Genomic DNA, 22,812 nt, shown 5'->3' with positions numbered 1-22,812 from the left:
TTTTTCGTACGCCTGACATCAGCTCCCGATTGACAATCATAATTGTTTGATAGTTACTCTCATTTCATGGCTACTGTCATCCGAACTCAGGAGACGCGGCACGACCCCCGCCGCTGGTGGGCCCTCGGGGCCCTGGTCGCGAGCATGCTGGTGCTCGGCTTCGACTCGACGATCCTCAACGTGGCCCTGCCGACGATGGCCGGGCAACTCGGCGCCACCACCGGGCAGCAGCAGTGGATGGCGGACTCCTACGTCGTCGTCTTCGCCGCGCTGATGCTCCCCGCCGGCCTGCTCGGCGACCGGTTCGGGCGCCGCCGCATGCTCATCACCGGACTCGGGGTCTTCGTGGCGGGCTCCCTCCTCGGCTCGCTGGCCGGGGATGTGAACGCCGTGATCGCCGCCCGCGCGGCCATGGGTGTCGGAGCCGCGCTGATCATGCCGCTGGCCCTGTCCGTGCTGCCCTCGCTGTTCGGCCCGGACGAGCGCACCAAGGCCGTCGGCATGATCTCCGCCGCCTCCGCGCTCGGCATGCCGCTCGGCCCGATCGTCGGCGGCTGGCTGCTGAACCACTTCTGGTGGGGCTCGGTCTTCCTGATCAACCTGCCGATGGCCGCGATCGGCATCGCCGCCTGCGTCTTCCTGCTGCCCGAAACGCGCGACCCGGCCTCCCCCAAGGTCGGCACACTGTCCACCGCGCTCACCGGGACGGGACTCGGTGCCCTCATCTACGCGATCATCGAGGCCCCCGAACGTGGCTGGGGCGATCCCCTGGTCCTGGCCATGCTCGCCGCGTCCGCCGTGCTCCTCACCGGTCTGGTGCTGCGCGAACGCCGGGCGGTCCGCCCCATGCTCGACATGACCCTGCTCGCCCAGCGCGGCTTCCTGCTCAACACCCTCGCCGCCACCCTGGTGATGTTCGTGCTGTCCGGCCTGATGTTCGTACTGCCGCAGTACCTCCAGGCCGTACTCGGCCACGACGCCTTCGGCACCGGCCTGCGGCTGCTCCCGATGATGGGCGGGCTGCTGATCGCCGCCAGGGGCGCCCAGCCGGTGGTCACCCGGTTCGGCGCCCGGGGCGTGGTCGGCGCCGGCCTGGTGGTGCTCGCCTTCGCCGCCCTGCTGGGCAGCCGTACGACGGTGGACTCGGGCTACGGATTCACCGCGCTGTGGCTGTCCCTCACGGGCGTCGGCTTCGGCTTCTCCGTGGTGCCGGCCATGGACGGCGCCCTCGGTGCCCTGCCCGCCGACCGGGCCGGCAGCGGCTCCGGGCTGCTCATGACGCTTCGCCAGGTCGGGGGCGCCATCGGCATCGCCCTGCTCGGCAGCCTCCTCGCGAGCGCCTTCCGCGACGGGCTCGACGTGGCCGGGCTGCCCTCCGCCGCCGCGCACAGCGCCGGGGAGTCCGTGGTGGCCGCCCACCTGGTCGCCGCGAAGACCGGCTCGGCGCACCTCGCGGCCTCGGCGAACGCCTCGTACGTGCACGGCATGACCCTGGTCCTGCTGGTGTGCGCGGTCGCCTCGCTGGCCGCCGCCCTGCTCGCGGCGCTGCTGCTGCCGAGCACACCGGTAGCCCGGCGCACGGCACCGCAGGAGGCTCCGGCCGTGGCCGCCACCGCGGCGGATGCCGGACAATGACCATCATGACGGCTGCACGTACCCCCACCGCCTCACCCGCCGACGGGCCCCGGCTCAGCCTGCGGGAACGCAAGAAGATCAAGACGCGTGAGGCGATCCGCGCGGCGACGTACGCCCTGGTCGAGGAGCAGGGCTACGACGCCACGACGATCGACCAGATCGCCGAGCGGGCCGAGGTGTCGCCGTCGACCGTCTTCCGCTACTTCCCGACCAAGGAGGACATCGTCCTCACGGACGAGTACGACGCGCACATCCTGGAGGAGATCAGACGGCGGCCCGCGCAGGAGCCCTGGACGGAGACCATCCGCCATGTGCTGCGGCGGGCCGTCCAGCTCGGCGTCGAGGAGGACGCCCGGACGTCCCGGCTGCGGACCCACCTGATGGTGCAGGTCCCCGCGGTGCGCTCGCGCATGATGGAGAGCATGTCGGTCACCGGCCGCATGCTCTGCCAGGCCGTCGCCGAGCGCACCGGCCGCGAGCCGGACAGCCTGGAGGTGCGGGTCTACGCCATGTCCCTGATCGGCGGCCTGATGGAGACCTCCCTGTACTGGGCCGAGAACGGCCACCAGGACGACTTCACGGCCCTGGTCGACCGCACCCTGGACGTGCTGGAGCACGGCCTGCCCAGGGAAAACCACTGAGGTCCGGACGGCCACCCGTGCCATCCTGACGGGGTGAACGGACCCGAGATCCACGTCGAAGTAGCCCCCGCGCTGCACGTGTTCGTGCCGCCCGCCCGGCGTTCGGCCGCCACCGGACTCACCACGGACGGCGTCGCGACCCTCGGCCATGTCGTCGAGTCCCTCGGTGTCCCGCTCACCGAGGTCGGCACACTGGTGGTGGACGGCCGCGAGGTGGCGCCCTCGCACGTCCCGCGGGCGGGCGAACGCGTCGCGGTCGGGCCGGTGCAGCGCCCCCAGCGGGTTCCCGGTGCCCCGCTCCGCTTCCTCCTCGACGTCCACCTCGGCACCCTCGCCCGCCGTCTGCGCCTGCTCGGCGTCGACACCGCGTACGAGTCGACCGACATCGGCGACCCGGCCCTCGCCGCCCGCTCCGCCGCCGAGAAACGGGTCATGCTCAGCCGCGACCGCGGCCTGCTGCGCCGCCGCGAGCTGTGGGCCGGCGCCTTCGTCTACAGCACCCGCCCCGACGACCAGCTCCGCGACGTCCTCGGCCGCTTCGCCCCCGACCTGCACCCGTGGACCCGCTGCACCGCCTGCAACGGCCTGCTGACGGAGGCCACCAAGGAGCAGGTCGCCGACCAGCTCAAGGGCGGGACGCAACGCTCGTACGACGTCTTCGCCCAGTGCACCGCGTGCGGCCGCGCCTACTGGAAGGGCGCGCACCACGAACAGCTCGTGGCCATCGTGGAGCGCGCCCTGACGGAATTCAGCAGCCGGACCCGCTAACGCCTCGTCACGTCCCCCTTTCCGCAGGCGACGCCGTCCTTGTCCGGGTCCAGGTGGTGCCGGTCGCGGCCGTGCACCTCGAGCCGGCCGTAGCCGTTGGCGAGCAGCCAGGTGCAGCGCTTGGCCTGCGACATCTTCGGGAACGTCCACGGCACGCACTGGTTGATCCGGCCGTAGGCGTGGTCGCAGCCGTCGTAGCCTTCGGCCATCTTCACGCCCTGGTGCTGGTGCATGCCCTGGTGTGTGCCCTGCCGGGTGCCGGCGGCGCCGCTCCGCGCGCTCGCGGTGCCGGTTCCCATGCCGTCGTGCGTGCCGTCGGTGCTCGCCTTCAGTTCGTCGGCGAAGGACTGCACGCGGGCGGCGGCGATCTGGCCCTCCGAGCCGATACGCACCCACTTGGCCACCGACGGCACACCATTGGCGTCGGCCACCGACAGCATGTACCAGCCGGGCGGTGCCAGGTTGGGGTTGCTGGTGAGGCTGAGGTCGATGGTGCCGCCGTCGACGGTCATCGGCAGGTCGACGTAGCGCTGGTTGGGGTCGGAGGAGTGGGTGACGGCGGCCGGGCGGATCAGGGAGGCCTTCACCACCGGCTTGTCGACCGTGATGCGCTGCGCGGTTCCGTAGGTCCAGCGGGTGCTCGCGAGCGAGGTGATCTGCGGCCGGCCGCCCTTGAACAGGTACGGCGGCTGGTAGATCGACACACGCTGGTCGAAGGAGCCGTCACCGGGGTTGTTGCCGATGCTCAGCACCCGGCCGTCCGGCAGCAGTGTGGAGGACGAGTGGTAGGTCCGCGGGACCGGGTCCGTGGCCAGGCCCGCCTGGAAGGTGTTGGTGGCCGGGTCGTACAGCGAGGCCTCGAAGACGGGGTCCTCGCGGTAGGTGTGCAGGGCGCCACCGGTCTCCAGGACCTTGCCGTCGGGCAGGATCACCGCGGAGACGTAGACCTTGCCCTGGTCGCCGGTCTGCGGGCTGCCGTCGGAGTAGCGGCCCTGCGGCAGGTCCGGGCCCGCCGTGTAGTGCGGCGCGTCGGCCTTCATGTCGATGAGGTCGGTGAGCCGGAGGGCGTCGGGTGCGACGGTGTGGTTGCCGCCGCCCATGGTGAGGACCTTCTGGTCCTGGGCGGGCGGGAGCAGCACCGACATGGACTGGTCGCGTTCGTCCTTCTTGCGCAGTCCGGGCACCTCGCCGATGGTTCCGGCGTTGTAGTCGTAGACGGAGGCGCCGGTGCCGGGCAGACCGTTGCCGAAGACATGACTGCCGGTGTAGAAGAGGCGGCCGTCCTGGAGCAGGATCATCGACGGGTACAGGCCCCAGAAGGACCAGGCCTGCTTGGCCTCGCCCATCGGCAGCCACTTGTTCTGGGCGTAGGAGAAGTGCTCGTTGACGACCGTGCCCGCGGAGTCCTCGCCGAGGCCGCCGAGCGCGACGACGTCACCGTTGGCCATCTCGGTTGCCGACGGGTACCAGTGCCCGGCGAGCATGTCGTTGACGCGGAGGTACTTGTTCTGGGCCGGGTCGAAGACGTAGCTGGTCCTCAGCCCCTTGTAACCGACGCTGCCGTCCGGGGAGGCGTAGTCCCTGTTGCCGCCGACCACCAGCACCCGGCCGTCGGGGAGCTGGACGTGCCCGGCGCAGAAGAAGTCCGCCGGGGTCGGGATGTCGGTGTAGCCGCCGGTCGCCGGGTCGTAGAGCGTGGTCTTGAAGGTGCCGGCGGCGAACGCGTCCCGGTCGTTGCCGGAGCCGGCGATCAGCAGCACCTTGCCGGTGTGCAGCAGCACCGAATGGATGGCTCGGACCGGGGAGTCGACGGGCTGCACGGTCCACTTGCCCCGGCACTCCGGTCCCGTGCCGCCCGTCGTACAGGGGTCGGGGCCGGCCGGGACGGTGGCGTCGGTCATCGCGTAGTCGTCGGTGGTGAGGGTGCCGACGCCGTAGAGGGCACCGCCCCAGGTGACCTGGTCGGTGTTCGGCGGGATGACCGGGGTGCGCACCTCGGTGCGGGTCCAGCCGGCCGCCTGGGGAAGGGTCTTGAGGTCGGTCCAGTAGACCCAGCCCTGGGCGGTGTCATGCCGGAACAGGGTGAACGCCACGTTCGGCGTGGTCGACTTGTACCAGAACGACAGGTCGTACTGGTGGTCCGGAGTGACCTGCGGGGCGCAGGAGTTCTCCAGCATCATCGTCTTGCGGTCGCCGTCGCCGCGCCGGGTCAGCTGGATGCGGACGGCGCGGGCGCCGCTGTGGGCGTCGTCGGTGACGGTGAAGGAGAAGTCGTTGTCGCCCCAGCCCGACTTCTCGAAGCACTGCGGGAACCGGGACGTCCCGTCGAGGATCTCCAGGCCCGGGTTCCGCACCAGGTTGCTCGCGGCGCTGGCGTTCTGGGCGCCGAGCGGGCCGAGGCCGAGCGCGGCGGCGAAGAGCAGCAGGGCGGTCAGCAGCAGACGGGTGCGGGTCGGACGTGTTCCGGATGGTCTTCGCGAGCGGTACGGCGTTACGGATGGCATGACGGAGTACGGCATGGCGGGTCCCCCCTCGTTCGGTGGCGCGTCCTCCGGATCAGCCGGCGCGGTTGATCCGGAGGATGTCGATCCGGCCGCCGCCCTCCCCGAAGGTGGCGACCGGCGTGCTGTGCGCGAACAGGTCGCGCAGCGTGGGCAGGTGCTCGCGTTCACCGCGCAGCGCGGGCGTGGACACCACGTAGTCGATGTCCTTCCAGCCGTGCGGCAGCGTCTTGGTGACCGCGGGGTCCTGGTCCAGCTTGTAGTGCCAGATGACGCCGGTGCCGGGCCGGTATCCGGCGTCGACCGCGTCCAGCCACAGCACGCCGTCGGTGACCAGGCGCACCTTGTCGCGGTCACCGGTGTCGGTGTCCCGCAGCCAGCGCGCGGCGTCGCGGTAGACGCGGTTGTCGTCGGCGGTCGTGACCAGCCGGTCCTGCCGGTACCAGGTGGGCCCGGCGATCGCCGCGGCGGCGAGGACCGCCGCGAGGACGGCGGTGGACCGCAGCCGCGGCCTGCCGGGGAGCATCTCGACGAGGACCTGGACGAGTCCGGCCAGGGTGAGCGCGAGGAAGGGCAGCACCTGCACGATGTACATCTGCGGCAGGTATCCGCCCGGCCTGAGGGCGACCAGGGCCAGCACCAGCACGGCGAGGGCGACGGGCCGCAGCCGGCGCACCGGCAGCGCGCACACCGCGGCCACGCCACCGCCGATGAGTAGATACGGGTCCCTGGTGAGCCAGTCCGCGAACAGCTGGTGTGCGTCGGTGCCGGTCTGGAAGGCGGAGCCGCTGCCCGCCCGTCCGCCGAGCTGGAACTTGAGTGTGCCCAGCAGCGACACATGGCCGGCGCCGGGCACCAACTCGCCCTTGAGCAGGGCGTAGAGCGGGTAGAACAGGCCGGTCAGCACGAACCCGGAGCCGAAGCCGGCGAGGGAGAACTTGCGGGTGCTGGAGTGGCTGCCCTGCCACACCGCCACGAGCAGCACCGGCAGCAGCACTCCGATGGTCTCCTTGGACAGCACCGCCAGCGCGAAGGACATCCCGGCCGCGACGTGGTGCCACAGGTGGCGGCGCGGCGACAGGGCGAAGGCGAAGGCGGCCAGCGCCCACAGGACGGCGAAGTTGTCCAGATAGATCTGCCGGTCCAGGACCACCGCGAGCGGCGAGAGCGCGTACAGCAGGACCGCGCCCGCCACGGTGGGCCGGGCCAGGCCGAGACGGCGGCCGATGACATAGACCAGGAGGCAGGTCAGGCCGGCGACCGGGAGCATCGCGATGCGGCCCTGGACGAACGTGGGCAGGTCGGGCAGGAGCCGGTTCGGCAGCCAGGAGACGGTGGCGAGCTGTATCCAACCGAGCGGCGGGTGGTCGTACCAGTAGGTGTAGTGCGCGAGTTGCCCGTGCCGCACGGCCCAGGCCTGAGCGAGATAGGTACCCTCGTCGTCGTTGGGAAACGGGTATTTACCGATTCCCCAGGCGCGCACCGACAGCGCGACGGCGATTATCGGTGCAACCCAAAAATAATCTGGCCGAAACATTCCGCGGCGTACCGCGGTCCGCTCCTCTTGTGAATTCTCCGTCACCGCCCGGAGAACAACGGCAGTCCCCATACGGAATCCCCCACCCCCACTTATGGCCCGACACACTCCAGGGACCTCCCCCTCGAACCCCCTGGAAATCGGGCAGGCCGCAGCATCATGGCACAGGTCGACCACCCGTATGTGCGGAACCTAGGACTCCGCTCGTGGACGGAGGCCACATTGCCGGGGAAATGCAGAACCTGCTAACTTCGCTGGAAAGCGCGCTGCGATCGTTTTCCGATCACGAGGGAAATCCCCTGGAAGTCCGGGGGGAAGTACCGTCCGAAGCGGCCCGGGGGGAGATGGGCCGGACGATCGCTGCCCAGAACGCGAGTACCAGGAAGACCAGGGAACCGAGGGGGGAATTCGTGGTCTCCGCTGTCCTGTTCATAGATTCAATCATTCTCATGTTCGCCGCCGGTGTCACGCTGTGGTGGATGCTCCATGCCTGGCGCACCCCGGAGACACTGCAGTCGACGGCGTTCGCCGAGCCCGACGGCAAGGCCGGGCTGTCCTTCTCACTGCTGGTGCCGGCCCGGCACGAGGAGACCGTCCTGCGGCACACGGTCGAGCAGATGCTCCGCATGGACCATCCGTCCTACGAGATCCTCGTGATCGTCGGCCATGACGACCCGGGCACCGCCGCCATCGCCCACCAACTCGCCGAGGAGCACCCGGAGAAGGTCCGCACGGTCGTCGACACCCACGAGGTGAAGAACAAGCCGCGCGCCCTCAACACCGCCCTGCCGCACGCCCGCGGCCAGGTGATCGGGGTCTTCGACGCCGAGGACGTCGTCCACCCCGAGCTGCTCAGCCACGTCGACTTCGCCTTCCGGCGCGAGAACGCCGACGTCGTCCAGGGCGGCGTACAGCTGATCAACTACCAGAGCAGCTGGTACAGCCTGCGCAACTGCCTGGAGTACTTCTTCTGGTTCCGCAGCCGGCTGCACCTGCACGCCCGCAAGGGCTTCATCCCGCTCGGTGGCAACACCGTCTTCGTCCGCTCCGAGTTGCTGCGGCAGACCGGCGGCTGGGACGGCGACTGCCTCGCCGAGGACTGCGACCTGGGCGTGCGGCTGTCCAGCGGAGGCGCCAAGGTAGTCGTCGCCTACCACTCCGCGCTCGTCACCCGCGAGGAGACACCCGACTCCCTCAAGGGCCTGTACAAGCAGCGCACCCGCTGGAACCAGGGCTTCCTGCAGGTGCTGCGCAAGGGCGAATGGCGCCGGCTGCCCGGCTTCGGCCAGCGCCTGCTCGCCCGCTACACGCTGAGCACCCCGTTCGTGCAGGCCGCAACCGGTGTGATGATCCCGATCGGCCTGCTGGCCGCGCTGATCGGCGGCGTACCGCTGCCCTTCTCGCTGTTCGCCTGGCTGCCCATGATCCCGATGGCCGCCATGGTGGTCTTCGAGGCCGTGGCCCTGCACGACTTCGGCCGTGAGTACGGCTTCCGCATCGGCTTCCGGCACTACGTCAAACTCATCGCCGGCGGTCCGCTGTACGCGGTGATCCTGGCGGCCGCCGCGCTGCGCGCCGTGTGGCGCGAGTACACCGGGCGCCACGACTGGGAGCTGACCTCCCACGTCGGCGCCCACCTTCCCGTCCAGCACCCGCGACCCCAGGAGGCCCAGTGACGGCGTTGCCCGCCCATGTGTCGGTCGTCGTCCCGACCTTCAACGAAGCCGACAACATCCACGCGTTGCTCACCCGTATCGCCGCCGCCGTCCCGGACGGCATCCGCGCCGAGGTCGTCTTCGCCGACGACTCCACCGACCACACCTGCGCGGTGATCGAGAAGGAGGCGGCGCACTGCCCCCTCCCCGTGGTGCTGCATCATCGGCCCGAACCCGTAGGCGGTCTGGGCGGCGCGGTCGTCGAGGGCTTCGCCCGTGCCTCCGCGCCCTGGATCGTCGTCATCGACGCCGACCTCCAGCATCCGCCGGAGCTGATATCCGAGCTGATCGCGCGGGGTGAGTCGAGCGGCGCGGAGCTGGTCGTCGCCAGCCGTTATGCCGCGGGCGGCAACCGGGGCGGTCTGGCCGGCGGCTACCGCAAACTGGTCTCCAGCTCGTCGACGCTGCTGACCAAGTCCCTCTTCCCGCACGCGCTGAGCGGACTCACCGACCCGATGAGCGGTTTCTTCGCCATCCGCCGCACGGCGGTGGACCGGGCCGCCGCCGAGGACGAGGGTCTCCAGCCGCTCGGCTACAAGATCCTGCTGGAGCTGGCGGTACGGTCCCGCCCGCGCGGTATCGCCGAGGTGCCGTACGCCTTCGGCGAGCGGCACGCGGGCGCCTCCAAGTCCACCGCGCGGGAGGGCCTGCGCTTCCTGCGCCATCTGATCACCCTGCGCACCGCGGACCCGCGTGCCCGCGCCGTCGTCTTCGGGCTGATCGGCCTCTCCGGCTTCGTCCCCAACCTCGCCCTGCTGTGGCTCCTGACCACGACGGCTCCCGGCCTGCCCTACGCACCGGCCGAGATCATCGCCAACCAGGCCGGGCTGCTGTGGAACTTCGCCCTGATCGACTCCTTCGTCTACCGCAACCAGCGCCGCCATCACCGGCGCGCGGTACGGCTGCTCACCTTCGCGGCGGTGGGCAACGCCGACCTCGTCGCCCGTATCCCGCTCGCCGCGCTGCTCATCGCGGGCGCGGGAATGACGGCGCTGCCCGCGACCGCGCTCAGCATGGCGATCGTCTTCTCGGCCCGCTTCCTCGCCGTGGACCGCTGGCTGTACCGGCGCCTGAGCACACGCCCCCTCACAACACCCGCCCCGGACACCACCCTGGAGCCGATACCGAACCCGGTACCGGACCCACTCGGCTGAGAACCGGCCAACACCGGGCAGCGCGTTCGGCCGCAGCGCGTTCGGCCGGGCGTCGGGGGGCTCGGCCGGGCAGCGCGTTCGGCCGGGCAGCGCGTTCGGCCGGGCGGCGCGTTCGGCCGGGCGTCGGGTGAGCCGGCCCTGCGCCGGGTGGCTCAGCTTTGCCTCCGGCGGCTCAGCCCGGGGCCGGGCGGCTCGGCTCGGCGTCGAGCGGCTCGGTTCTCTGCGTCCGGCGGCTCAACCCGGCGTCGGCGGGCTCGGCTCGACGTCGGACTCAGCCCGGCCGGACGACTCAGCCCGGTGTCGGGCGGCTCAACCCGGCGTCGGGCTCAGCCCGGCCGGGCGGCTCAGCTCTGCATCCAGGGCCTTTTGTTTGGATCATGCACCGCGAGCCCGGCATGATCCAAACGAGAGGCCCTAGCGGTCCTGCCCCGGCATCCGCCGGCTCGGCGCGCAATCCGGCCCGCCGATCCGGCCCCGTCAGCCCCACCCCGCCGGTTCGGCCCCGCCGAATCTGACCCCGTCGGCCCAACCCGCGTCGGCCGGACCCGCGTCGGCCGGACCCCGTCAGCCTGTCGGCCGGGCGTCCTGGCTTTGGTGCTCAGTCGGTGGAGACCGCGGTCAGGAGGTGGTCGGGCAGGGTGTCAGGGCCGAGTCAGTTTCGCCTTCAGGGCCTCCGGGTCCGTCACCGGCAGGTCGCAGACGAAGCCGCGGCAGACGTACGCGGTCGGCGCACCGTCGGTGAGGGTGCGGTCGGCGAGGAGCGGGAACTCGTCGCTGCCCGGGATGCCGTAGGCGACGACAGCTCCCGGGGCCGTCCCCAGAAGCGCCGTGCGATGCAGGCCGGCCGCCCTCTCGTCGTCCAGGGCCGGTCCGACGACCGCCACCTCCCGCGGCCCGTCCAGCAGCGCCTCCGCGACGGCCAGCCCCCAGCCGACGAACCGGGGCACGCGCGGCCCGAGCGTCCTGACGACACCCAGGGCCCGCTCCGCGGCGGTCCGATGGGGCTCGGAGCCGGTGTGCGCGGCGTAGCTCAGCAGCGCGCCGGCCGCGGCGGTCCAGCCGGAGGGGGTGGCGCTGTCGGTGGGGTCCTGGGGCCGGCGGATGAGCCGTTCGGCGTCGGAGGCGGTGTCGTACAGGGCACCGGTCTCCGGGTCGGTGAAGCGGGCGACCACGTGGTCGAGGAGCAGTCCGGCGAAGTCCAGCCAGACGCCCTCCCCGGTCACGGAGGCGAGCGCGAGGAAGCCTTCGGCGACGTCGGCGTAGTCCTCCAGGACGCCGGCGTTGGGCCCGACCCGGCCGTCCTTGCTGGTCCGGGCGAGATGGCCGTGTTCGTCCAGGTGCACGCGGACGAGGAGGTCGGCGGCGCCGAGGGCGGCCTCGGTCAGGTCGGGCCGGTCGAAGTAGGCGCCGGTCTCGGCGAGCGCGGCGATCGCGAGGCCGTTCCAGGCGGCGACGACCTTGTCGTCCCGTCCGGGCGCGGGACGCTCGGCCCGCTTCCGCAGCAGCCGGCTCTTGACGGACTCGACCTTCTCGGCGTCGAACACGCCGTCGGTCTGCGGGAGTTGCAGGACGGACTGCCCGTGCTCGAAGGTGCCTTCCGCGGTCACCCCGAAGTACTGGGCGGCGAGTCGGCCGTCGTCCTCGCCGAGGACGGCGGTGAGCTGCTCGGGCGTCCAGACGTAGTACGCCCCCTCGACGTGCCTGCCCGAGCCGTCGTCACTGTCGGCATCGAGGGCCGAGGCGAATCCGCCCTCGGTCGTGCGCAGTTCGCGCACCAGGAAGTCGGCGGTCTCCCGGGCGACCCGCCGGGCGAGGCCGGAGCCGGTGGCCCGCCACAGGTGCGCGTAGACGCGGCACAACAGGGCGTTGTCGTAGAGCATCTTCTCGAAATGGGGCACGATCCAGTCCCGGTCGACGGAATAGCGGGCGAAGCCGCCGCCGAGCTGGTCGTAGATACCGCCCCGGGCCATGCGCTCACCGGTGTCGTGGGCCATCTGCAGCGCGCCCTCGGCTCCGGTGCGGGCGTGGTGGCGCAGCAGGAACTCCAGCACCATGGACGGCGGGAACTTGGGCGCACCGCCGAATCCGCCGCGCTGCTGGTCGTACTCCCGGGTGAGCCCGAGCAGGGCCTGGGCGAGTTCCTGCTCGCCGGGCGGCTGGGCTCCCTGGTGGCTGATCTCCCGCTGGGCGAGATCGCGCACGATCTTCCCGGCGACCTCGCTGACCTCGTCGTACCGCGTGCTCCACGCCTGCTGGACGCCCTCCAGCACCTGCCGGAATGAGGGCATGCCGTGCCGGGGGGCGGGCGGGAAGTAGGTGCCGAAGTAGAACGGCTCGGCGTCCGGGGTGAGGAACACCGTCATCGGCCAGCCGCCCTGCCCGGTGGCCGCCTGCACGGCCTCCATGTAGACGGCGTCGACGTCGGGGCGCTCCTCGCGGTCGACCTTGACGCTGACGAAGTGCTCGTTGAGGTAGTCGGCGGTGGTCTGGTCCTCGAAGGACTCGTGGGCCATGACGTGACACCAGTGGCAGCTGCTGTACCCGACGCTCAGCAGCACGGGTTTGTTGGTCTTGCGGGCCTCGTCGAAGGCCTCGGCCGACCAGGGCCACCAGTCGACGGGGTTGTCGGCGTGCTGGAGCAGATACGGGGACGTCTCATGGGCCAGTCGGTTCACCGTTCCACTCTCCCACGGGCTCCGGCACCGCGTAGAAACGCATCAGCACCGGGCGCGCCTCCTGCGGTGCCTCCTCGCGCGGGTGGCCGTAGCGCTCCAGCAGGGCGTGGTAGTCCCGCATGAAGGCGAGCAGTTCCTCCCTGGTCATCCAGGTGCCGTGGCGCTGGACCTGGGCCCAGCCCTCGGGGCCGCGGTACTCCTGGTGGGCGCGGCGGTACAGGGCGGTGTCGAACTCGATCTTGAGGTGGGCGAGCTGGGCCGCGGCCGCGTACTCCTCGGCGGTCATCGTGGCCGGGTCGGGCGTGGTGTGCCGGAAGGGCAGCGCCCGCCACCAGCGCTCGCGGCCGCCGGATTTCTCCGGGATCTCCTCGATGAGTCCCTGCTCGGCGAGTTTGCGCAGGTGGTAGCTGGTGGTGCCGGAGCTTTCACCGAGTTCGCGGGCGAGGACGGTGGAGTTCGCCTCGCCGTGCCGGCCGAGGTATTCGAGGATCCGGCGGCGCAGGGGGTTGCCGAGGGACTTGTAGAGAGCGGTGCGCTCAAGGCTGGTCATCTCGGGCAGGCCGTCGGTCATGCCGCCACGGTAACCCTGAGAACCCTGAGGCATCCCTGATGTCTGCCGAGTTTTCTTTGCAGAATTTTCTCTGCGGTCTACTGTGGAGGCACGGAGAACGGAAGAGCGGGCAGGGGATGAGGAAAGAGAGGGGGCAGGGATGAGGAAGTGGACACTGCGCGTGGTGGGCGCGGCGGCGGTCCTGCTGGTGCCGTGGATGGTGGTGCTGGCCGTGACGCTGCCCGGCAGCACCCAGGTGGACAACTGGCCGCTGGCCTGGATCGGCCTGGACGCGCTCATGGCGGCGGGCTGCGCCACAACGGCCCTGCTCGGCCTGCGAGGCGACCCCCGGGCCCGGCTCACCGCCTCCGCGACAGCGTCCGTCGCCGTGCTGGACGCCTGGTTCGACATAACGACCGCTGAGGCCGGCGGCGCCCTGGTCCAGGCCCTGCTGTGCGCGGTGGCGGAGGGGGCACTGGCATGGGCGTGTGTGGCCCTGGCGCTGTCGAAGGGGTGGGCGGCCCGGAGGTGAGCGGGCTGCGGCCGGCGGGCCCTGCCCAACCGGTGGGCACCGGACACCCCTTCGAGCCATCACCAGCCCTTGCCCGCCGGACCCTCCCGAAAGCCACGTGGGGGCAAAGGAGTTGTGGCCCACCCGCTCCACCCCGCACACCACCCCTCGATCACCACCTCTCGCGCTCCCGGCTTCCCCGAAGGACACTCATAGGCGACGGAGTTGCCGCCGGAGGGGGACGGGACATGCGGGACAACCATCGGGCGGAGGCCGAGCGGCTGCTGGCGCGGGCCGTTGAGGAGGAGGTGCGGCGCTCGGGCGGACGCATCGACGGTCAGCTGCTGCTGTCGCGGGCGCGCGGCGCACTGGACGCGATGGCGGGGTCGGCCGGCGAGGAGTACGAGGCCTACACGCGCGCGCTGGACGAGGCCGAGGCCGGCCGACTGACCTTCGGACAGCGTTACGCCCGTGAGGGCGCCGGAACGGCCCTGCTGGTGGCGGTTGTTGGCGCGCTCGCCGCCGCGGTGGCGGACCTGTCCCTCGGCACCGGCACCGGTACGGCCGTCGGCGCCGGTGCCGTCGTGGGTGCGGTGGGCGCCGCGGCCACGGTGGTGAAGGTGGCCGGGTCGCATCTGCCGGCCGCTCATCACCGTGCGGGCCAGGCCGGCCAGCCGGGCGGGGCGGAGCAGCTGCGGTTGCAGTGGCTGACCGCGCTGGAGGTGCGGGGCATCCGCCCGTTCCTCGACCAGCAGCGGATGCTCAGCGCCTCCACGGGCCCGAAGAAGAAGGGCGGCCCGGCACTGCGCGGCACGGACAAGAGCGCGGCGGCGCGCAGGCGCACGGTGCTGGAGCAGTCGTTCGGCCAACTGCCCCAGCCGGACGGATCGTTCGCCGGGCGGCGGCAGGAGCTGGGGCGGATCAGGCAGTGGGCGCAGGCGGCCCGGGCGGCCACCGAGACCCGCCCGACGGTGGTCGTCCTGCACGGCGAGCCCGGCTCGGGCCGGACCACGCTCGCGGTGCGGGCGGCACACGATCTGCGGGACCACTTCCGCGGCGCGGTGGTCGTCGATCTGCGCGGCGGCAGCCGGGAGGAGGCTCCGCTGGCCACCCGGGACGCCCTGCTGCACTTGCTCAACCGGCTGGGCGCGCCGCGCGAGCAGCTGCTGTTCCGGGAGCGCTCCTCCCCCGACCAGCAGGTCAAGCGGCTCGGCGAGCTGTATCACCAGCATCTGACGGGCCTGCCGGTGACGATCGTGCTGGACGACGCCTGGGACCCTGACCAGGTGCGAGCGCTGGTGCCGGAGCGTTCCGACAGCCTGGTCCTGGTCACCGCCCGTGCGGCCCTGGCGCTGCCGGCGGACCTCCCGGCCTGGGTGCACCACCTGCCGGTGGAACCGCTGGACGCGGCGGGTGCCGAGGAGCTGCTGAGCGCGGCCGCCGAGGAATCGCCGGGTCCCTACGATGCCGAATCCGCCGGCCAGGTCCGCGCGTTGTGCGGGGGGCTGCCGCTGGCGCTGCGGATCGCGGGCTCCGCGCTCGGACCGCGCTCACCACGGCAGCTGGCCATGGACCTGGACGCGTACGGACCGGTGGAGCCGGTGGAGCGTGCGCTGTGGCTGCGCTACACCGACCAGCCGGAGCCCGCCCGCCGGCTGCTGAGAAGGCTCGCCCTCGCGGGGCGTGCCTCGCTCGGCGCGGCGGCGGCCGCCGCCCTGCTCGCCACGGACGAGGCCGAGGCCGCCCGGCATCTGGGGGCGCTCGCCCGGGCCGGACTGATCGACCATGTACGCGGCAGCCGGTACCGGCTGCACGACCTGGTGCGTGCCTTCGCCCAGGCCCGGCTGGCGGACGAGGAGGACCCGGCCGAGCGTGCGGCGGCGCAGGAACGGCTGATCGTGAACTACGCGGAGCTGGCCGACTCGGTGCTGCGCCTGGTGGACGGCAACATGTCGACCCGCTCGAACCAGTTCGGCTCGCACGGCTTCACCTCCCTCGACGAGGCGCTGCGCTGGCTGGACGACGAGTCCAGCTTCATCACGGCGGCCCTGCGCCACGCCGACGGTGTGAATCAGGCGGCCGTGCTGAACCTGCTCGGCGCGCTGTGCGACTACTGCCTGCTGCGCGGCGACCTGTACCGGCTCGGCGAGATCAGCGAGCTGGCGCAGGCCGTGGACGAGGGGCTGCTGGTCCGCTCGGTGCAGTGGCGCACCGGTATCGCGGCCCGGCAGCTGGGCGAGCTGGACAAGGCGCGTACCACGCTGGCCTCGGTCGTGGACCTGTACCGGGAGGCCCACCACGACGCGGGTGCCGCCCGCGCTCTGACCTCCCTCGGGATCACCCTGCACCACCAGGGCAACCTCACCGAGGCGGCGGCCAAGCTCCAGGAGGCGCTGGATCTGCAGGCGGCGCCGGAACTGGCGACGGACCGGGCGTGGACGATGCACGCGCTGGCGGCGGTCCAGCGCGACCGTGCCCGCCTGGCGGAGGCCCTGGATCTGCTCACCCGTTCCCTGGTCCTGCACCACGAGGGCGGCTCGGTGCACGGCGAGGCCTGGGCCCACTTCCAGCTCGGTCAGCTGGCCCTGCGCATGGGTGACGTGCCGCGCGCGGAGACGGAGCTGCGGGCCGCCCTGGAGCGGTACGGCCGTACGCACGACGCCCGCGGGGAGGCCTGGGCGCTGACCCAGCTGGCCCGGGCCCGCCTGGTGGACGGCGATGTCTCAGTCGCCGTGGAGGGCCTCAGGCAGGCCGCCGTCCGGCACCGGGAGAACGAGGACGCGCGCGGCGAGGCGTGGACGCTGTTCTACCTGGGGCAGGCGCTGGAGGAGGCTGGGGATCTGGATCAGGCGGTGCGCGACCTGGAGCGGTCCCGCACGATGTTCTCCCGGATGCGGGATGTCTACGGCCTGGCCTGCGCCCGTCACCACTCGGCCCGGGTCACCCGGGACCAGCGGGCCGCGCAGACCGGCTCGCTGCGCAACTCCGGCTTCGCCCGTCAGCTGCTCGTGGACGCCCGCGCCGACTTCCAGCGCATCGGCGTCGCCCACGGCGAGGCGTGGACCTGCCTGGAGCTGGCGGTGGTCGACGCGGGAAACGCCCGTACGCAGCAGGCGCTGGCCCTGTGCGACGAGGCGCTCGCCCTGTTCACGTCCTACGGTGACCGGCGCGGTGAGGACTGGGCCCGTTTCCTGCGCTGCACCCTGCTGCCCTACGCGGCGCCGGGCGGGGTGGAGGTGGGCACGGCGGTCGCCCAGGAGGAACTGGCCCAACTGACCCGCGCCACGTATCCGCTGCGCGACGAGAAACTGGCCGACTGTGCCTCGGCGTACGCCCTGCTGCTGGAGCGGGGTGTCCAGCTGGAGGCAGGCTGGCAGGCCTGGCGGCTCGGTATGACGCCGAGCCGGCATGCGCGGGAGGTGATGGGGGTCACCGTACCGGCGGCACAGTGAGCGGGAGCGGCACAGCGCCGCTCCCGCACGCCGCTGCTCCAGCGCGCCGCGGCGGCGGGTGACCACGCGTGGCGGGCGGCGGTGCCGGACGCCCGCCGCCGGAACCTCACCCCTGCCGCGGCCTCGCCCCGCCGACGGCCTCGGCCTCGCCGGCCTCCCCGGCCTCCTCACCGGAGGCGTCCGCCTCCTTGAAGTCGACCTTCTGCATGTGCTTGCTCATCGACTTCATCAGGCCCCACACCGCCAGGGCCATCACCGCGAACACGATGAAGCCGAGGACGCCGGGGGTGACCTTGTTCTGGTCGACCTCCTTGGCGAGGGGGACGAGGTGCGTCACTGCCAGGCTCACGCTTGCGCTCATGTCAGGCATTGTCCCGGATGCCCGCGAAGAGGTCGTCCTCGGGGAGGGAGGTGTCGACGAGGGACTTCGCCAGCTCGTACTCCTCCGTCGGCCAGACCTCCTTCTGGAGCTCCAGCGGGACCTTGAACCAGCCGCCCTCGGGGTCGATCTGCGTCGCGTGGGCGATCAGCGCCTTGTCGCGGATCTCGAAGAAGTCCGCGCACGGAACGTGCGTGGTCAGGGTCCGCTCCTTGCGCTCGAACTCGTTCCAGCGCTTGAGCCACTCCCCGTACGGCGACTCCAGGCCGCGGTCGAGCATCGCCTGGTGCAGGGCCTCGGTGCGGGGGCGGTTGAAGCCCTGGTTGTAGTACAGCTTCAGCGGCTGGTAGGCGGCCCCGTACTCGCTCTCGGGGTACTTCTCGGTGTCCGCCGCGCCCTCGAACGCCACCATGGAGATCTTGTGGGTCATGATGTGGTCGGGGTGCGGGTAACCGCCGTTCTCGTCGTAGGTGGTGATCACCTGCGGGCGGAAGGAGCGGATCTGCTTCACCAGCTCGCCGGCCGCCTTGTCGATGTCCTCGAGGGCGAAGCAGCCGTCGGGCAGCGGCGGCAGCGGGTCGCCCTCGGGCAGACCGGAGTCGACGAAGCCGAGCCACTCCTGCTTGACGCCCAGGATCTCCCGGGCCTCGTCCATCTCCTTCTTGCGTACCTCGTGGATGTTCTCCTCGATGTACGTGTCGCCCTGCAGCTTGGGGTTGAGGATGGACCCGCGCTCTCCACCGGTGCAGGTCACCACCAGCACGTCCACCCCCTCGGACACGTACTTCGCCATGGTGGCCGCGCCCTTGCTCGACTCGTCGTCGGGGTGCGCGTGAACGGCCATCAGTCGCAGCTGGTCAGTCAAGACTCAATCCTCGGTAAGTCGGCGCCCCGGTGTCCTGGGGTGCGATCGGCGGCTTCTATAGTGACCGAATCGGGTGGCGAATAATTCCGGGGTCCGGCCCCGGGGCCCCATTCGAGACATACGTCCCGTCCCAGGCCGAGAGGACGATCATGAGTACGGCGAGCACGCGGCTGCCCGAGGGCCGATACGGCCGTTCCTCGGACGAGCGCGCCGACCGCGGGCTCAGGATCGTCGGCGCGGTGCTGGGCGCGGCCCTGCTCGCCCTGGTCGGCTACTTCGCCTACCACTACGTCGCACGGAACGAGATCAGCGCCCAGGTGATCACCTTCCAGGCCTCGGACGACGCGGTCAAGGTCCATCTGGAGGTCCACAAGGACTCCGGCACCGACGGCTACTGCACCCTGCGTTCCCAGGCGGCGGACGGCGCCGAGGTGGGCCGGGCGGACTTCCGCTTCACCGGGTCGGCCACGCGCGTCGACAAGGTCGTCACGCTGCGTACGACGGCCAAGGGGACGACGGCCGAGCTGCTGGGCTGTCACGCGGACTGACGTCCTCCGCGCACTCTGCCGGACACTCCCCGCCCTCACCCGGAATGCGTAGGCGTTGACCTGCGTTGATGTGAATCTGATGGCTTATGTCCTCCCCCTTACGCCGTTGAATTGTTAGGCTCGTGGTTTCGCCCTTCCATGAGGGAACATTCTTCTGGGTAGGGCGATGCTTTGTATTCCCAGTACCGACGAGGAGCACCCTGTGACCCAGACCAGCGAGAACGTCACCTGGCTGACCCAGGAGGCGTACAACAAGCTCAAGGACGAGCTTGAGTACCTTACTGGTCCTGCGCGCACGGAGATCGCCGCCAAGATCGCGGCCGCGCGCGAGGAGGGCGACCTGCGCGAGAACGGCGGGTACCACGCCGCCAAGGAGGAGCAGGGCAAGCAGGAGCTGCGTGTGCGCCAGCTGACCCAGCTCCTCGAGAACGCCCAGGTCGGCGAGGCCCCCGCGTCCGCGGACGGCGCGGTCGCGCCCGGCATGGTCGTCACGATCGCCTTCGACGGCGACGAGGACGACACCATGACGTTCCTGCTCGCCTCCCGCGAGTACGCGAGCGCCGACATCGAGACGTACTCCCCGCAGTCCCCGCTCGGCAAGGGTGTGATCGGCCACAAGGTCGGCGAGGACGCGGAGTACGAGCTGCCGAACGGCAAGAAGGCCTCGGTGACGATCCTGAAGGCCGTGCCGTACTCCGGCTGATCCAGTCCCCCGGTCGACATCGAGCCCCCGGCGTCCGCGTGACGCCGGGGGCTCCGTCATGCCGCCATGCCGTCACGTGGCGGCCGCGGGCGCCGGCGAGGAACGTGACCCGGACAGCCGGATCAGCCCGCGGGACGTGACCGCCCCGGCAGTGCGGACCGACAGGCCGATCCCCCTGCCGAACGCGGCCCCGCCTCAGTCGATGACCGTGTAACCGGCGTCCCGCAGGGCCTGGCCGACCTCGACGCAGTGCACCGGGCCCTTCGTCTCGAGGTGCAGCTCCACCTCCGCCTCGGTGAGCCCGAGCCGGGGGTCGGTCCGTACGTGGCTCACGTCTAGGACGTTCGCGTCCATCCCCGACAGCACCTTGAGGAGCGTGGCGAGGGCGCCCGGCCGGTCCGTCAGCCGCAGCCGAACCGCCAGATAGCGGCCCTGCGCCGCCATGCCGTGGCGCAGCACGCGCTGCATCAGCACCGGGTCGACGTTGCCACCGGAAAGCACCGCGACGACCGGTCCCTCGAAGGCGTCCGGCGCCGACAGCAGCGCCGCGACCGGGCTCGCCCCGGCCGGCTCCACGACCAGCTTGGCCCGCTCCAGACACAGCAGCAGCGCGGCCGACAGCTGGTCCTCGCTGACCGTGCGCACCTCGTCGACCAGCTCGCCGATGATCCCGAACGGCACCACGCCCGGCCGACCCACCTTGATGCCGTCGGCCATCGTCGCCGGGTTCTCCAGCGACACCGGGCGGCCGGCGGCGAGCGAGGGCGGGTAGCAGGCGGCCCCCTCCGCCTGGACCCCGACGATCCTGACCTCCGGCCGGAGCGCCTTCACCGCCACCGCGATGCCGGCCGCGAGCCCGCCGCCGCCGATGCCGACGACGATCGTGCGCACCTGCGGGCACTGCTCCAGGATCTCCAGGCCGACCGTGCCCTGCCCGGAGATGACGTCCGGGTGATCGAAGGGGTGAATGAACACCGCACCCGTCTCGGCCGCGTACTCCTGGGCGGCCGCCAGCGTCTCGTCGACCACCTGGCCGTGCAGGCGCACCTCGGCGCCGTACTCCCGGGTCGCACTGATCTTCGGCAGCGGGGCGCCGTTCGGCATGAACACCGTGGAGTGCACGCCCAGCAGCGAGGAGGCCAGCGCCACACCCTGCGCGTGGTTCCCGGCACTCGCCGCCACCACACCAGCCGCCCGCTCCTCGGGCAGCAGCCCGGCGATGCGCACATAGGCGCCGCGCAGCTTGAACGAGCCGGTCCGCTGGAGGTTCTCGCACTTGAGGTGCACCGGCGCGCCGACCAGCTGGGACAGGTGCCGGCTGCCCTCCATCGCGGTCACCCGGGCGACGCCCGAGAGCATCTTCTGCGCTCCGCGCACATCGTCGAGGGTGACGGAACGCAAGGAGTCAGCCGTGCCGTAGCTCATGACCCCAGCATCGCAGTTCACAGTCGCGCACGACGGGTGTGACCAAGCTCCGAGACCGGTTTGCGCAGCGCCGGTACGGCCCGGCGCCGGGCCGCGTACCCTGTCCCCCAACCCAGCAGCCCTTCATGAAGCGAGCCTCCGGCCATGCCCACAACACCTGAAATGTCGATGGACATGACGACCGTCGGTGACACCGGTCTTCTCGACACCCTCCAGCACGAGGTGGCGGTGTTCGCCCGCCGCGCCGAACAGACCCGGCTCGGCGGCGTCGGGCAGGTGCGCAACTCCATGGACCGCGCCGCGTATCTGCTGCTCAACCGCCTCGACCGGGAAGGGCCGATGGGCGTCAAGGCGCTCGCGGCGAGCATGGGCATCGACTCCTCGACGGTCACCCGGCAGGTGGCTCCCCTGGTCGACACCGGGCTCGTCAAGCGCACCTCGCACCCGGAGGACGGGCGTGCGGTGGTGCTCCAGCTGTCCCCGCGCGGGGCCGCCCGGCTGGAGGAGGTGCGCTCGTCCAGACGCCGGCTCATGGCCGAGCTGACACACGACTGGGCGCCGGAGGAGCGCGAGGAGTTCTGCACCCTCCTGACCCGCTTCAACGGCGCGCTGTCCGCGCGGATGACGGTGCAGGGCGTCCCCTCGGCGGAGCAGCCGCCGGCCTCCTGAGACCGCCGGTACCGGTGGGGTCCGGACTCTTGACCCCGGGCCGCCGCTGGCCTCATATGAGACCCGGGTCCTGCGTCGTACGCGGTTCGCCTGTCCCGTACCGGACAGGGCCCCTTCCGGGGGAGGCGCGGTGCGTGCTCGACAGGTGTCCCGCGGTGCCCGCCGGGCGCGCGAGTTCGAGGCATTCGTCGCGGGGGCGGCCGGGCGCCTGCTGCACACCGCCACGCTGCTCACCGCGGAGGCACCGGACGCCAACCCGCGCGCGCGGCGCCTGCTGACACTGACCCTCGCCCACACCTACGCCCGCTGGGACCGGCTGCTCGGCGAGGATCCGTACGACTGCGCGCGCCAGTACCTCGCCACGCGCTTCGCGCGCGCGACCTGGCATCGGTACGGCGCCTTCGGCCGCGCCCGGCGGCCGGATCCGCGCAACCCGCTCGCCGCACTCGCGCCGCAGGAGCGGCTGATCCTGGTACTACGGCTCTACGAGGGGGTCGCCGAGGAACAGGCGGCGGCGCTGCTCGGCCTGCCCATGGAACGCGTGCGGACCATCTGCGACCGCGCGACGGCCGCCCTGCTGCATCCGGCACGTCCGCCCGCCGCGCGCACGGTGGGCGCGAAGGCGGCGTCGTCATGAGGCAGGGGGTCACCCGGGGGCAGCGGGTCGTCGTGGGGCAGCGGGTCACCCGGGGGCAGCGGGTCGTCGTGGGGCAGCGGGTCACCCGGGGGCTGCGAATTGTCGTGGGGCAGCCGGTCACCCGGGGACAGCGAGTCGTCGTGGAGCGGCAGGCCGAGCGGAGACGGCGAACCGCCGTGAGGCAGCAGGCCGACCGGAGACAGCACGTCGCCGTGGAACAGCAGGCCGACCGGAGACAGCACGTCGCCGTGGAACAGCAGGCCGACCGGAGACAGCACGTCGCCGTGGAACAGCAGGCCGACCGGAGACAGCACGTCGCCGTGGCACAGCAGGCCGAGCCCAAACGGCGAACCGCCGTGGAACAGCAGGCCGACCGGAGACAGCACGTCGCCGTGGCACAGCAGGCCGAGCCCAAACAGCGAACCGCCGTGGAACAGCAGGCCGACC

General features: G+C 71.7%; 19 protein-coding genes. 12 read left to right on the top strand and 7 right to left on the bottom strand.

The genetic code is table 11. From position 1 onward, the window contains the following. Positions 1–66: 66 nt before the first annotated feature. Genes AC07C1_RS16370 through AC07C1_RS16360 form a run of 3 tightly spaced genes read left to right on the top strand, consistent with a single transcriptional unit; the run spans position 67 to position 3,044 of the window. On the top strand, positions 67–1,635 hold the full coding sequence (locus AC07C1_RS16370; RefSeq protein WP_478939509.1) for a DHA2 family efflux MFS transporter permease subunit: 1,569 nt from the start codon (positions 67–69) through the stop codon (positions 1,633–1,635). A 5-nt stretch (positions 1,636–1,640) separates the two neighbouring features. Next, entirely contained in the window at positions 1,641–2,276 is a 636-nt protein-coding gene (locus AC07C1_RS16365; RefSeq protein ID WP_478939507.1) for a TetR/AcrR family transcriptional regulator, read from the top strand. Positions 2,277–2,309: 33 nt separating this feature from the next. Beyond that, entirely contained in the window at positions 2,310–3,044 is a 735-nt protein-coding gene (locus AC07C1_RS16360; protein WP_478939506.1) for a Mut7-C RNAse domain-containing protein, read from the top strand. Here AC07C1_RS16360 and AC07C1_RS16355 read toward each other — a convergent pair. Together AC07C1_RS16355 and AC07C1_RS16350 are read right to left on the bottom strand one after the other, a co-directional pair. Continuing rightward, positions 3,041–5,548, bottom strand: coding sequence for a galactose oxidase-like domain-containing protein (locus AC07C1_RS16355; protein ID WP_478939504.1), 2,508 nt, complete (start codon positions 5,546–5,548; stop codon positions 3,041–3,043). The genes AC07C1_RS16360 and AC07C1_RS16355 overlap by 4 nt on opposite strands. 52 nt (positions 5,549–5,600) lie before the next feature. After that, on the bottom strand, positions 5,601–7,028 hold the full coding sequence (locus AC07C1_RS16350) for an ArnT family glycosyltransferase (protein WP_478939502.1): 1,428 nt from the start codon (positions 7,026–7,028) through the stop codon (positions 5,601–5,603). Positions 7,029–7,531: 503 nt separating this feature from the next. Between AC07C1_RS16350 and AC07C1_RS16345 the strand changes: the two genes are divergently transcribed. Together AC07C1_RS16345 and AC07C1_RS16340 are read left to right on the top strand one after the other, a co-directional pair. Continuing rightward, entirely contained in the window at positions 7,532–8,758 is a 1,227-nt protein-coding gene (locus AC07C1_RS16345; RefSeq protein ID WP_478939500.1) for a glycosyltransferase family 2 protein, read from the top strand. Then, positions 8,755–9,951 (top strand): glycosyltransferase, encoded by a 1,197-nt coding sequence (locus AC07C1_RS16340; RefSeq protein ID WP_478939498.1) that lies wholly within the window; start codon positions 8,755–8,757, stop codon positions 9,949–9,951. Before AC07C1_RS16345 ends, AC07C1_RS16340 begins: the two co-directional genes overlap by 4 nt. Positions 9,952–10,592: 641 nt before the next feature. Here AC07C1_RS16340 and AC07C1_RS16335 read toward each other — a convergent pair. Continuing rightward, positions 10,593–12,626, bottom strand: coding sequence for a thioredoxin domain-containing protein (locus AC07C1_RS16335; RefSeq protein WP_478939497.1), 2,034 nt, complete (start codon positions 12,624–12,626; stop codon positions 10,593–10,595). Further along, on the bottom strand, positions 12,607–13,197 hold the full coding sequence (locus AC07C1_RS16330) for an ArsR/SmtB family transcription factor (RefSeq protein ID WP_478939495.1): 591 nt from the start codon (positions 13,195–13,197) through the stop codon (positions 12,607–12,609). The genes AC07C1_RS16335 and AC07C1_RS16330 overlap by 20 nt, the downstream gene beginning before the upstream one ends. A 139-nt stretch (positions 13,198–13,336) precedes the next feature. On the opposite strand from AC07C1_RS16330, the gene AC07C1_RS16325 reads away from it, so the two are divergent. Beyond that, the gene (locus AC07C1_RS16325) at positions 13,337–13,708 is read left to right on the top strand and encodes a hypothetical protein (RefSeq protein ID WP_478939494.1); all 372 of its coding nucleotides are present in this window, start codon (positions 13,337–13,339) and stop codon (positions 13,706–13,708) included. A 227-nt stretch (positions 13,709–13,935) separates the two neighbouring features. Next, on the top strand, positions 13,936–17,139 hold the full coding sequence (locus AC07C1_RS16320; protein ID WP_478939492.1) for a tetratricopeptide repeat protein: 3,204 nt from the start codon (positions 13,936–13,938) through the stop codon (positions 17,137–17,139). A 106-nt stretch (positions 17,140–17,245) separates the two neighbouring features. On the opposite strand, the gene AC07C1_RS16315 is transcribed toward AC07C1_RS16320, so the two are convergent. Together AC07C1_RS16315 and mca are read right to left on the bottom strand one after the other, a co-directional pair. Continuing rightward, positions 17,246–17,509 carry a hypothetical protein gene (locus AC07C1_RS16315; protein ID WP_478939490.1) on the bottom strand — a complete coding sequence of 88 codons (264 nt, stop codon included), beginning with the start codon at positions 17,507–17,509 and terminating at the stop codon, positions 17,246–17,248. Next, a complete protein-coding gene (gene mca / locus AC07C1_RS16310) occupies positions 17,502–18,362 on the bottom strand; it encodes a mycothiol conjugate amidase Mca (RefSeq protein ID WP_478939939.1) in 861 nt (286 codons plus the stop codon). The genes AC07C1_RS16315 and mca overlap by 8 nt, the downstream gene beginning before the upstream one ends. 170 nt (positions 18,363–18,532) lie before the next feature. Here mca and AC07C1_RS16305 point away from each other — a divergent pair, with 170 nt between their 5' ends. Next, positions 18,533–18,931 (top strand): DUF4307 domain-containing protein, encoded by a 399-nt coding sequence (locus AC07C1_RS16305; RefSeq protein WP_478939488.1) that lies wholly within the window; start codon positions 18,533–18,535, stop codon positions 18,929–18,931. A 202-nt stretch (positions 18,932–19,133) separates the two neighbouring features. Beyond that, positions 19,134–19,634 (top strand): transcription elongation factor GreA, encoded by a 501-nt coding sequence (greA, locus tag AC07C1_RS16300; RefSeq protein WP_478939486.1) that lies wholly within the window; start codon positions 19,134–19,136, stop codon positions 19,632–19,634. A gap of 195 nt (positions 19,635–19,829) precedes the next feature. Here greA and ilvA read toward each other — a convergent pair whose 3' ends face one another. Next, positions 19,830–21,059: a threonine ammonia-lyase gene (gene ilvA, locus AC07C1_RS16295; protein WP_478939484.1), complete on the bottom strand. Its 1,230-nt coding sequence runs from the start codon at positions 21,057–21,059 to the stop codon at positions 19,830–19,832. A gap of 162 nt (positions 21,060–21,221) precedes the next feature. Between ilvA and AC07C1_RS16290 the strand changes: the two genes are divergently transcribed. The 3 genes from AC07C1_RS16290 to AC07C1_RS16280 form a co-directional block, all read left to right on the top strand. Next, the gene (locus AC07C1_RS16290; RefSeq protein WP_478939937.1) at positions 21,222–21,728 is read left to right on the top strand and encodes a MarR family winged helix-turn-helix transcriptional regulator; all 507 of its coding nucleotides are present in this window, start codon (positions 21,222–21,224) and stop codon (positions 21,726–21,728) included. A gap of 130 nt (positions 21,729–21,858) precedes the next feature. Next, entirely contained in the window at positions 21,859–22,365 is a 507-nt protein-coding gene (locus tag AC07C1_RS16285; protein ID WP_478939482.1) for a sigma factor-like helix-turn-helix DNA-binding protein, read from the top strand. Next, positions 22,362–22,812 (top strand): hypothetical protein (locus AC07C1_RS16280; protein ID WP_478939480.1); only part of this gene is annotated, 451 nt, incomplete at its 3' end. The genes AC07C1_RS16285 and AC07C1_RS16280, both read left to right, overlap by 4 nt.

The organism is Streptomyces sp. NPDC045022 (genome assembly GCF_056432605.1).
This window is presented reverse-complemented; position numbering and strand designations above follow the sequence as displayed.